The sequence below is a fragment of the Massilia frigida genome (assembly GCF_011682175.1).
GTDB classification, from domain to species: Bacteria; Pseudomonadota; Gammaproteobacteria; order Burkholderiales; family Burkholderiaceae_D; genus Telluria_A; species Telluria_A frigida.
Window position 1 is genome coordinate 112328 of sequence record NZ_WHJG01000016.1, and the last position, 11691, is coordinate 124018.

General features: G+C 64.9%; 12 protein-coding genes. 5 read left to right on the plus strand and 7 right to left on the minus strand.

The features are described from left to right. Positions 1-24: 24 nt before the first annotated feature. The 3 genes from F2P44_RS17110 (at position 25) to F2P44_RS17120 (ending at position 4546) form a co-directional block, all read left to right on the plus strand. Positions 25-3048: a tetratricopeptide repeat protein gene (locus tag F2P44_RS17110; RefSeq protein ID WP_167088253.1), complete on the plus strand. Its 3024-nt coding sequence runs from the start codon at positions 25-27 to the stop codon at positions 3046-3048. 147 nt (positions 3049-3195) lie between these two features. Then, entirely contained in the window at positions 3196-3516 is a 321-nt protein-coding gene (sugE, locus tag F2P44_RS17115; protein ID WP_167088254.1) for a quaternary ammonium compound efflux SMR transporter SugE, read from the plus strand. A 97-nt stretch (positions 3517-3613) separates the two neighbouring features. Next, on the plus strand, positions 3614-4546 hold the full coding sequence (locus F2P44_RS17120; protein ID WP_167088255.1) for a 4-hydroxyproline epimerase: 933 nt from the start codon (positions 3614-3616) through the stop codon (positions 4544-4546). 18 nt (positions 4547-4564) lie between these two features. Here the strand turns inward: F2P44_RS17120 and F2P44_RS17125 are convergent, their stop codons facing one another. From F2P44_RS17125 to F2P44_RS17145, 5 genes are all read right to left on the minus strand, one after another. Beyond that, the gene (locus tag F2P44_RS17125; RefSeq protein ID WP_167088256.1) at positions 4565-5305 is read right to left on the minus strand and encodes a hydralysin-2; all 741 of its coding nucleotides are present in this window, start codon (positions 5303-5305) and stop codon (positions 4565-4567) included. A 222-nt stretch (positions 5306-5527) separates the two neighbouring features. Then, positions 5528-6508 carry a M14 family metallopeptidase gene (locus F2P44_RS17130; protein ID WP_167088257.1) on the minus strand — a complete coding sequence of 327 codons (981 nt, stop codon included), beginning with the start codon at positions 6506-6508 and terminating at the stop codon, positions 5528-5530. A gap of 87 nt (positions 6509-6595) precedes the next feature. After that, complete coding sequence (locus F2P44_RS17135; protein WP_229423591.1) at positions 6596-7096, minus strand: hypothetical protein; 501 nt, start codon at positions 7094-7096, stop codon at positions 6596-6598. 64 nt (positions 7097-7160) lie between these two features. Then, positions 7161-8051: a pirin family protein gene (locus F2P44_RS17140; protein ID WP_229423592.1), complete on the minus strand. Its 891-nt coding sequence runs from the start codon at positions 8049-8051 to the stop codon at positions 7161-7163. Between the two features lie 47 nt (positions 8052-8098). After that, positions 8099-8698 (minus strand): FMN-dependent NADH-azoreductase, encoded by a 600-nt coding sequence (locus tag F2P44_RS17145; protein WP_167088258.1) that lies wholly within the window; start codon positions 8696-8698, stop codon positions 8099-8101. 109 nt (positions 8699-8807) lie between these two features. Between F2P44_RS17145 and F2P44_RS17150 the strand changes: the two genes are divergently transcribed. Then, a complete protein-coding gene (locus F2P44_RS17150) occupies positions 8808-9728 on the plus strand; it encodes a LysR family transcriptional regulator (protein WP_167088259.1) in 921 nt (306 codons plus the stop codon). A 120-nt stretch (positions 9729-9848) separates the two neighbouring features. Next, positions 9849-10481 (plus strand): NAD(P)H-dependent oxidoreductase, encoded by a 633-nt coding sequence (locus tag F2P44_RS17155; protein WP_167088260.1) that lies wholly within the window; start codon positions 9849-9851, stop codon positions 10479-10481. A 73-nt stretch (positions 10482-10554) separates the two neighbouring features. Here the strand turns inward: F2P44_RS17155 and F2P44_RS17160 are convergent, their stop codons facing one another. Both F2P44_RS17160 and F2P44_RS17165 read right to left on the minus strand, forming a co-directional pair. After that, a complete protein-coding gene (locus F2P44_RS17160; protein WP_167088261.1) occupies positions 10555-11283 on the minus strand; it encodes a toxin in 729 nt (242 codons plus the stop codon). Then, entirely contained in the window at positions 11280-11651 is a 372-nt protein-coding gene (locus F2P44_RS17165) for a hypothetical protein (protein WP_167088262.1), read from the minus strand. Before F2P44_RS17165 ends, F2P44_RS17160 begins: the two co-directional genes overlap by 4 nt. Between the last annotated feature and the right edge of the window lie 40 nt (positions 11652-11691).

Here is an 11691-nt window from a genome sequence, read left to right on the forward strand (position 1 = left end):
GGATGGGGCGACCCGCTCGGCCAGGTGGGTTTTGTCGGCGGCGACCTGTATGTCGATGCGATCCGGCTCGACGGCATGCAGAGCAACGCGGTGCGCGGGCGTGTCGTGGCCAAATCCGCCTGGCTGCTGGCGGAGGACGATTGCGCCATGCGCCGCGCGCCCGAACTGCGCCTCGACACGCAATTCCTGTTCGCCTGGTTTTACCGGATCGACCAGCTCACGTTCAATCCCGGCGCGGTCATTTTCATGTTGGGTAGCGGCGCCTACTGCGCCAAGCTCGACCTGCCCAATCCGGTGTTCTCGTGGCACGATGCGGTGCATGTACTCGACGGGCGCTTCGTCGCCGGCGTCTTGTGCGATGGGTCGGACGATTATTGCTGGCATAGCCCGTCCATCATCCCCGCACTCAAGCGCGGCCGGACCATTTACAGGGATGGCTACGACATCGCCTGCTATCCGTTCCACCAGGCCGCGCAGGCGGCGATGGCGGCGGGCGACCATCGCAACGCCTATCTGCTGCATAAAAAATCGGCCGCCATCGCGCCGGCCTACTACGAAGCCTGGTTCGGCATGGGGTACGCGCTGCTGCGCGAGGGCGCGTGGGAACAGGCGCTGGGCGTGTACCGCAAGGCCGCCGCGCTGTTCCCGAAGGAGCAGACCGGGATGATCAACACGGCACTGAATCACGCGGCCTTGTGCGCGGCTCACACGCGCCAGCTTGGCCTGGCGATCGAGCTGGCAAGCATGTCGATCGAGCACAATCAGGAGTCCGAGTACAAGGAAAGCGAAGCGGGGAAGGCATATCGCTACCGCGCCGAAGCGTATCTGATGTCGGGCCGGGTCGCTGCCGCCATGGCCGACCTGGAGCAGGCGCTGGAACTCGATCGGCACCTCGAATCGGCGCGCTGGCTCAAGGGCCTTGCGCACGACCAGCGCAATGAACTTGAACGGGCAAACGCCGATCACGCCGCCGCCTGCCGCTACGACAAACGCTACGCCGTATCCTACGACACCCGTGGCGACACCGGTTTCCTGTACCAAGCCGACCAGCGCGTCGACTGGGACCAGATCGACGCCGCCGACATCGCCTTGCCCGCCAGGGACGAGGCGTACTGGCTCAATTACATGCTGCATGACGAATCGGCCTCGCTCGGACGCGTGCCGGACGCGTATCGCAGCGACGCCTTGTGCCGCGAAGTGGTGCGCGCGAGCGGGCCGCATAAGCTGGGCTACGCCAAATATCTTCCCGATAGCGCATTCACGCGCGAGATTGCCGAAACCCTGGTCGCGTCCTCGCCCGGTTGGCTGGAAAACATCCCGCCGCGCTTCATCGACAAGGCGCTGGTGCTGCTGGCCCGTCCCGGCACGTCGGGTTTCGCGCTGGCGCAGGTGCCGGCGGCCGTCATCGACTTCGACGTTTGTGTCAGGGCGGTGCAGTGCGGCGAGTCGATTGCCAGCGTGCCGCCGCAGCATGTGAACAAGGCCCTGTGCCTGGCGTGCGTGACTGCCCACGCGCGCCGGCTCGATGAAGTGCCGCCGGAACTGATCGACGACGACCTGATCGCGGCCGCCATCGCCCACGGCGAGCACTATGGATTCGACCACTGGCTGCCGGGCATGTACAAGACGCGCGCCTTGCTGGAACTGGCGATCGGCCGGTACAAATGCGCGCTCGATGCGATCCCCGGCTACCGCGTCGATGGCGCGCTGTTCGCGTATGCCGAACAACGCTACGGCCAGGATGCCGACTGGCCCGCACTCGTCGCGCGCCACGACTGCGGCGCCATCGAGCGCGATCCGCGCGCCAAGTGCGTGACCGAGTGCTGGAGCGTGTTCTGGACCGAACCGTTCATGCTGGCGCAGATCGCCAGGGAAGACGACTATCTTGCACCGTACGAGATCCCCGACGCCAGCTTCACGCAGGCGGTGGCCGAGGCATGCTTCGAGCGCCATCCGGTCTATTTCTACTGCATTCCAAAGCGCTTCGTGACCGCGGCCATGAGCGACACGGCCAGCCAGATCGACCCGGACCAGATCGAGCATATTCCGGTCGCGCAGCGCAGCAAGGCGATTTGCACGCGCGCCATCAAGGAAGACGCGGCAAGGAACCTGGCGCTGGTGCCGCTCGCCCTGCGCAGCGTCAAGGTGTGCGTCGCCGCGCTGCTGGACGATGGCGACCAGCGCCTGGTGCCGGGTGCGATTTATTTCGAGGTGTTCGATACTCTGATCGGGAAGCACCGCAAGCAGTTCGATCTGGGCTGGCTGTACCTGAACCGGGCCGAGGGCGCACTGCGCGCCACGCCGCGCCGGATCGAGCTGGCCATGGAGGATTGCCAGTTCGTGCTCGACGCCCACGCCAATGAAGAGGTGGACGAGGACGACCTCGCGCACGCCCGGCACGCGCTGGCGCTGTGCCATTACCTGCGCGGCGACATGGCGCTGGCGGCGCTGTGGCCGCAGACGCCCGAACAATGGGCGAACGACGAGATGCAGCATTTTGCGGAGCCGCTCGAACCGGTCGATTTCGACAGCCACCGCTTCGACGGCCTGATGGAAGGCCTGGACATGCTGGTGCAGCGGCGCGACTATCGCAACGCCATGGGGCAGGTGGACGAGGTGGAGCGGATGCTGGCGCAGGCAGGCTGCGGCGACGCCGTCAAATGGGCGCACGTGCTCGACAAAAAACGCTTCGTATCGCTTGAACTTGGCCTGCCGGACGTGAACGAAGCGACCTGCCGTGCCGCCATCGCGCGCCTGGAGCCGGAAACGCTGTGGTGTTATCTGCCCGAACATGACGTGATCCGCCACACCCTGCGCTCGTGCTACTTCCGTCTGGGGACCATGCGCGAGCGCAATGGCATGCCGCTCGCCGAACTGGAAGCCGACCTGGCCCTGGTCGACAAGGCGCTGGCGCTGGCCGGCCCTGCGGAAGACCCGAGCGTGCTCGATCCATTCAGGGAAGGGCATGCGGCGCTGCTCGGCATCCTGGCGGCGCAACAGCCGTCTTACAAGACCGCGTACCGGCGCGCCGCGGCTTTGCTGGCGTGAGTCGCATAACGACGAATACCGGCGTTGGCCGGACTGCACGCGCCGGCGCGGCCGATGGTATACTTCAAGCACCTTTTTCTCCGGCGGGGACGACCCCGCCGCACACGGAGCCAGGCTTGGACGACCTTGCCAATCCGGGAGTTTGTCATGGCATGGATCTATCTGTTTGTTGCGGGTTTGCTTGAAGTGGCGTGGGCCGTCGGCCTGAAATACACCCACGGCTTTTCGCGTCTCGTTCCCTCCGTATTGACGCTGGCCGCGATGGCCGGCAGCGTCGGTTTGCTCGGACTGGCATTGCGCCACCTGCCGCTGGGGACCGCGTATGCCATCTGGACCGGCATCGGCACCGTCGGCACGGCGATCTTCGGCATGCTGGTGCTGGGCGAACCGGCCGGCGCCATGCGCCTGGGCTGCATCGCGCTGATCGTGGCCGGCATCCTGGGCTTGAAGCTGCTCGCGCCGTCCTGACACGGCGCCGGGCGCCAGCGCCCGATTGTGCCAAATTCGTCGCGCCATGCCGTAGCGTGTACAAGACAAGGACGGCGTCCAGGCGTATGCTGGATGGATGAAAACGATCTCCATCATCGACTCCCATACCGGCGGCGAACCGACCCGCCTGATCATCGACGGCGGCCCCGATCTGGGGAACGGGCCGCTGGCCGAACGGCGCGAGCGCTTCCGGCGCGACTTCGACCAGGTGCGTTCCGCCGTCGTGTGCGAACCGCGCGGCTCCGACGTATTGGTCGGCGCGCTGCTGTGCGAACCGTTCGCGCCCGACTGCGCCGCCGGCGTCATCTTCTTTAACAATGTGTCCTACCTCGGCATGTGCGGCCATGGCATGATCGGGGTGGTGGTGTCGCTCGCGTTCATGGGCCGCATCGGACCCGGGCGGCACCGCATCGATACGCCGGTCGGCGTGGTCGAAGCCGAACTGCACGACGACGGCGCGGTCACCATCGATAACGTGGCGTCCTACCGCACGCGGCACGCGGTCACGCTGCAAGTCGATGGCGTGGGCAGCGTGACGGGCGACGTGGCGTGGGGCGGCAACTGGTTTTTCCTGGTTTCCGGCCATGGTCTGGCGCTGCGGCGCGCTAACGTCGACGCCCTGACCGCCTATGCGGTGGCGCTGCGCGATGCGCTCGAAGCGAACGGCATCAGCGGCGACGACGGCGCCGTGATCGATCATATCGAACTGTTCGCGCCATCGACCACGGGCGCCGACAGCCAGAGTTTTGTCCTCTGTCCCGGCAAGGCCTACGACCGCTCGCCCTGCGGCACCGGCACCAGCGCCAAGCTGGCCTGCCTGGCAGCCGACGGCAAACTGGCCGAACACGCCCAATGGCGCCAGGAGAGCATCATCGGCAGTGTGTTCGACGCTTCCTACCGGCGCGCCGGCGATCGCGTCATGCCCAGCATTCGCGGCAAGGCCTGGGTCAACGCCCGGGCGCAGCTGCTGTTCGACGAGAGCGACCCTTTCGTCTGGGGCATTCCCTGAGCTGCGCCCGGCGCGCCCCTACGACAAGGACTCGACCGCGCCGATTTCAGTCTGCACGTTGAACACCGAGGTGCGCCGGATGGTGCCCTGGATGGTGCCGCTGGTTTTGGGCAGCGCCGACGCGGCGTCGGCAAACCAGAAATAGTGGCCGTTGACGCGGTCGGGGAAGTTGGCGCCGAAGTAGCCCTGCACGGCAATCGGCGCCGTGAACGACATCGATTCGTCCGACATGGTGCCAACCATGCTCACCTTGCGCTTGCTGCGCGGCGGTACCGTGACTGTCACCGTGGACGACGATGAGCGCGAGGTGCTTTGCGACGAGGACTGGCCGACCGTGGTCGACACCGAAAACGAAGCGCCGGTCTTGAACACGCCTTCGATGGTGAACTCGGCCGACAGCGTCAGCCCGGTGGTCGTTTCGGACGACCAGCTGGTGGCGTCGGACCAGGCGCCTTCCACTGTCAGGCTCACTTGCGCCGGATCGTCGCCATTGTTGATGGCGTAATTGCTGCCCACGATGGCCGATGTCGGCGGCGCGCCCGGATTGGTGACGTAGTTGAATGGCCCGAGCGTCTTGTAGCACGGGTGCCCGTACTGCGCCGTGATGGCCGGGGTCACCGCGTTGTAATAGGTCTCGCTATTGAGACTGATGCCGTCCGGGTTCTTGCTGTAGGCGGTCTCGAAGTAGGCCCTGACGGCGGAGGGGCTGGAATTGAGGTAAGTCAGATCATTGAAGGACAACGCTTCCTGCACTGGCATGATGATCTCCATTGGGTTGACTGATCGCCCAGGAACATCCGGGCGGGACGGCCGCCGCGCGCTGCGCCCGGCGACCATCCCACCTTAGCCCTTCGAAAAGAGCCCAAGTTCACACATTGTCACCCCCTCATGCCGCCCGCATAAATGGGTGGATGGCGCGCCTTTTTAGGTGGAAGCACACCCGTTTGTGGCTTTCATGTCAGTGCGCCACGGCGCGCTCGCCTAATCGGCAAAGCGCTCGAAATCCGGATTGGCGCGGGTCAGGTAGTACCACTCCTGGTTCGGTCCCGCGTTCACATCGGGGAACAGGATCTTGCCGTCGAATTCGGCCACCACGGGCGTGCCGTCGGCGCGCGTGCCGATCTGGTCGCCCGTGGCCACCGCGTCGAAACTGGCCCATACGCGGCTGAAGCGGTCGCCGGCATCGAGTTTGTCGTGCACCACCACCATCGACAGCGCTTCCATCTGGTCCAGCGCGATCGGCTCCGGCTGCGGCGCGTCGATCAGGCCGAGGAAGGCCAGCGTGTTAACGATCGCGCGGTAAGCCACGTCCGGCGCGGCCGGATCAAGGTGCTGGCCGCATTCGAGCGTGAGCGCGTAGCCGCCGGTGCTGCGCATATATTCGGTGGTGCCCATCCCGTAGCGCAGCACCAGGTCCAGGGTCGATTCGTCGCCGCTCTTCATGCGGCGCCGCACGCCCTGGCCGTAGGTGGCCAGCCAGCCGTCGACGAAGCGGCGCACGCCGAGGCGGCGCGCCAGCGCGCGTTCCTTTTCGGCGTGCCGGAACGGCTGCAGGGTGCCATCGTTGTTGCGCGGGCCGACCATGACGAAGGGCTGGCTTTGCGCATTGAAGGAATGCAGGTCGAGCAGTACCTCGTGCTGCGCCAGCAGGGGGCACAGCCAGTTGGCGACGCGGTCTTCGAAGTCCTGCGGCTGCGGGTTGGGGAACAGGTTGCGGTTCAGGTTACGCTCGCCCGAGCGCTGTGCGAGGGCGTAGGCCAGCGGGTTGGTCACCGGGACGAAGGTCACGCCGCCGGCCGCCAGGTGCAGTGCGCCGCTGTCGATGGCGGCCATCACGCGCAGGATCGCCTTGGTGCCGCAGGTCTCGTTGCCATGCACGGCGCCAGTGACGATCAGGCGCGGACCGGCGCCAAGGCCGGTGTAGTTGATCGATTTGAACTGCAGCTCGCGGGCGGTGGTCATGGTCGGAAGCGGCCTGGAAAATGGGTGGGGAACCTATTTTATCGGACATCGCCAGCGCCCGCCGGCGCCCGCCGGAGCGCGCCCGCGCTACCTGCCGACCAGTTTCAAGCCGCGCTGGCGTGGACTGGCGTCGATCACGTCGAAGGCGGCCGGCATCTCGCTGAGGAAGGCCAGCACGCTGCGGGCGTCGCCGCCGCTGTCTTCGATGGCCGCGCGCAGGCCGGGCACCGCTTCCTGCGTGTACGGGCTGCGGTAAGCGTTGACCAGCAGCGTCACCAGGTCGACCGGCTGGCCGCCCGAATGGCGCAGGCGCGTGCCGATCAGGTCGAGGATCACGCGCTGCATGGCCGGCGTGGGGTTGGCGATATTGGCGAAAATGAGCGGCGTGTTGGCGATTTTCTCGCACAGCGCGCGCTCGATCTGGTCGGGCTTGAGGTCGGAGGCGATGTCGAAATGGGCTCCGCTCCAGTGGGTGCGCGCGTGGGCGTGCCCGGGAGGGAAGGAATCGACGGTTTCAAAACCGCATACGCGGCTCAGGTAGGCCAGGGCCTGGGTCAGGATTGGGAACATGCCCCCAGTGTAGCGCAAGACGTTCTCCTTGTGGTTGCAGGCCCGCCGCCCGGCCTTGGCACGGCGCGCTGCGGCGGGTGCCTCAGGCGGCGAAGCGGCCGGCGCGGAAGTCGTCGACAGCCTGGAATACCTCGGCCTGGGTGTTCATCACGAACGGGCCGTATTGGGCAATCGGTTCGTTCAGCGGGCGCCCGGCAATCAGGATCAGGCGGCTGTCCTGGGCGGCCATGATGTGCACGCCGTCAGCCTGCGGGGCATTGGCCAGGATCGCCATGCGCCCCACCGGTACCGGCTTGTCGTCGATCAGCACCTGGCCACGGAACACATAGACGAAGGCGTTGTGCCCCGGCGGCAGCAGCTGCTCGAAGGTGGCGTTGGCCGGCAGTTCGACATCGAGATACAGCGGTTCGGTACCCGCGCGCTGCACCGCCCCCTGCACGCCGTGGCTGGCGCCGGCGATGACTTGCACCGTTACCCCCGCCCCGGTGGTGAAGCGGGGGATGTCGGTGTTCGGGATGTCGCGGTACCACGGCGCGCACATCTTGTCCTTGGCCGGCAGGTTAAGCCACAGCTGGAAGCCTTCCATCATGCCGTCGGTCTGCTCCGGCATCTCGGAGTGCGCCACGCCGCGCCCGGCCGTCATCCACTGCACGCCGCCGTCGGTGATCAGGCCTTCGTTGCCGGCGCTGTCGCGGTGGCGCATGCTGCCGGCGATCATGTACGAAATCGTCTCGAAGCCGCGGTGCGGGTGTTCCGGAAAGCCGGCGATATAGTCGCCCGGCTTGTCGCTGCCGAAGGCATCGAGCATCAAAAACGGATCCAGGCGACGCTGCAGGTTTTGCGTGAGCACGCGGTTGATCTTGACACCGGCGCCGTCCATCACGAACTGCCCGTTGACCAGGCGCTCGACGCCGCGCGGCTGCTGCACGCGCTCCTCGAGCGCTTGCTGGACCATCTTCAACTCTTGTGTCATTTTTCTCTCCTGCATTTTTAACTGTTATTCAGCGTCGTCCGGGAAACTCAGGCCAGTGCGGCCTCGATGTCGGCGTTGGCCTGCGACTGCGCCTTGGTCACGGCTTCCGGACCCATGGCCATGCCTTCCGAATACACGAACGTCACGTCGGTCATGCCGAGGAAGCCGAGCAGCATTTTCAGGTGCGGCGTCTGGGTATCGTTCGGGGTATCGCGGTACATGCCGCCGCGGGCGAACGCCACGTACACTTTTTTGCCGGTCAGTTTGCCGACCGGGCCGCTGGCGGTGTAGGCGAAGGTGACGCCGGCGCGGGCAATCGCATCGAACCAGCCTTTGAGCTGCACCGAGCTGCCGAAGTTGTACATCGGGGCGCCGATGACCAGCACGTCGGCGCCTTGCACCTGGGCGATCAGGGCGTCGTCGAGGGCCACGCGGGCTGCTTGTTCGGCGCTGCGCTGGTCGGCTGGCGTGAACAGGGCGCCCAGGGTCGGTTCGTCGAGCGCCGGGTGCGGGTTGCTGGCCAGGTCGCGGCGCGTCAGTTGGGCGCCGGGGTTGGCCGCTTGCAGCTTGGCGACGATGGCGTCGGCCATGCGGGTGGACTCGGAACCGGTCGAACGGGCGCTGGAATTGATTTGCAAGATGTTCATTTTATTTCCTTTTTATGAGTTGAACTGCGATGGAGTGACTTTACGCGTTCCAAAATCAATGCGGAAGGCGTTAAAATGGATATCATTATTCAGTCAGCGGGACAATCAAATGGATGTGGAACCGAATGACTTGCTGTTGTTCGCGCGGATCGTGGAGGCGGGCAGCTTCAGCCAGGCCGCGTTGCGGGTCGATTTGCCCAAGTCGACCGTCTCGCGCCGGATCGCGCTGCTGGAAGCGAAACTGGGCGAGCGCCTGCTGCAGCGGACCACGCGCAAGCTGATGCTCACCGAATTCGGCGCCAGCCTGCTCGATCACGCGCGCAAGGTGGTCGAAGAGGTCGAGGCGGCTGGCGCGCTGGTGCAGCATCGCCAGCAGGCGCCGAGCGGGCGCCTGCGCATTTCGATGCCGGCCGATTTCGCCAGCCTTGGCATGACGCAGGTGATGACGCACTTCATGACGCAGTATCCGGCCATTACCCTGGAACTGGACCTGTCGCCGCGCCGGGTCGACCTGGTGAGCGAGAATTTCGACATCGCGATCCGCATGGGCGACCTGCCGGACGACGCTTCCCTCAACGCGCGCCGGGTGGCGCTGGAACACATGGCGCTGTATGCGGCGCCGTCGTACATCGCGCTGCGCGGGCTGCCGGAGCATCCGGACGACTTGCTGAAACACGATCTGCTGTGCCTCCTGAGCCGCGGCGGCGGACCGTCGCCGTGGAAGCTCACACGCGGCAAAACGGTGTGGGAGCGCGCGCTGCCGGGCCGCCTCACCGCCAATTCGCCCGACCTGCTCACGCGCGTGGCCTGCGCCGGCGCCGGCATTGCCGCCAGTTCCGACCTGTTCGCCGCGCCGCACGTGGCCAATGGAGAGCTGGTGCGGGTGCTGCCGGAATGGGATTTGCCGCTGGTGACCGGCTGGGCCGTGTTCCCTGGCCGGCGCCTGATGCCGGCCAAGACCCGCGCTTTCCTCGACATGATGGAAGGGCTGTGCTGCGCCGATGCGCGCAAGCGCATGGGGATGGTCTAGGCTGGAATTTTCCGCCCGGATACGCGTGATCGCGGAATCGTTGATAATGAGCCCGCCGCGACGCCTATCTTGAGATCGCCCTGGCTGTGAAGTTCATCCATCCAACTTAAAGGAAATTCCATGCTGCTTGAAAAATTGCACTGGCGCTACGCCACCAAGAAATTTGATGCCACCAAGGTGGTGTCGGAAGACAAAGTCAACCGTATTCTGGAAGCCGTGCGCCTGGCGCCGACCTCGAGCGGCCTGCAACCGTTCGAGCTGATCGTGGTCAGCAATGCCGACCTGCGCGCGAAGATGCGACCGATCGCCAGCAACCAGGGCCAGGTGGCCGATGGGTCGCACATGGTCGTGTTTGCGGCCTGGGATAATTACACGGAAGAGCGGATCAACATGATGTTCGACCTCGTCAACGAGGAACGCGGCATGGTCAACGAAGGTTGGGAAGCCTACCGCAAGTTCATCCTGGCGACCTACCCGCCGCGCGACCCCAAGGTCAACTACGAACACGCCGCGCGCCAGGCGTACATCGGCCTGGGCATCGGCTTGACGGCGGCCGCTTTCGAACAGGTCGATGCGACCCCGATGGAAGGCTTCAATCCGGATCAGCTCGACGAATTGCTCGGCCTGCGCGCGCGTGGCTTGCGCTCGGTGGCGATCATGGCGCTCGGTTACCGCGAAGCCGAGGGCGACTGGCTGGTGGACTTGAAAAAAGTGCGCCGTCCAAGCGCGCAGTTCATCACGAAACTGGCGTAAATCAGGGCGTTCCCGCCGCGGTCATTTTTTGGCCGCGCGAAAGCCGGGACCGTAGTGGCCTTGTCGCCCCGATTCATCGGGGAACGACCACATTGAGCCACGAGGAAATCGGCCGAAGCGCGCGCTTCCACGCGTCGCGCACATCATAAATCACCTTGTTATCGCGGCGAACATGCACGGGTGTGAACGCCAGTGCCTCGCTCCGGCTGTTATCGAACAAAATGGATGCATCGGCAACGCCGATGGCCGCATTGACGGCTTGCTGGGTCCTGGGAAAGCGCTGGAGCAGCTTGTTAAACGGGACCGCATGTCCACCCTGGCTTTGACGGGTCTGAACCCGGCCAATCGAGAGTGTGACCGTTGATAGTCCGACAAAAGCCAGGAGCACGAAGTAGCCTGACCTCTGAAGTTCCTTGATCAGGTCGATCTTGCTCGACATCACCCCGTTCGCATTTCGGGACCAATGGGAAAAGACGGTCTCGATAGCAAACGGTAGCTGAGCGCCAATTGCCGAATTAGTGAAGGCCTTGACACCCTGCTGGGCTACCTGCATCCATGCCTCGCTCGTGTCGCGTAGCTCCTGTGCCCATGGCGTAAGGAAGCCGGACGTGTCCGGTTCGGGGAGGATGGACAGCATCATGCGATCGGCATTTAACAGCGGAACCTGCAAGCGAGGGGCCAGAAATCTGTACCACAGTGTCGATTTTCCTGAGCCGTTGTGGCCCGCCAGTACGACCGGGAGCGGTTTGTCGCGCGGATATAACACTGCACCGATCGCATCATCGATTGAAACGCGTATCATCGTTTCACCTGGATAAAGCGGCCATTCTTATCGAAGCGGCCCAGCGTCCGCGTTTTCCCAAGTTTCCGGATGACCAGAGTGGGATCCTTCGAGTCGGCTTCGTATAGCGGTGTTGTAGGAGGCAAGTTGAGGCGCACGCCGTGTTTCGGCAGGGCGGCGGCAAAGGCGCGCATCACTCGCTGACTTTCAGCAAGCCGTTCTTTGAGCTCCGACGCCGACGGGGTGGGAACTTCCACCGTGACATTGCCCATCGTAACAACCGTCATCGCCTTGCCCTCCGCCGTGATGCGCTGAGTCATCGGGCTGGCGGGAGGCGTCGCCTCCGTTGCACTAACGATTGGTTTTGGTGCTTGAGTATGCTTAGCCATGATGCACTACCGAACGACAAGGTTGATGAACGACCCCGGT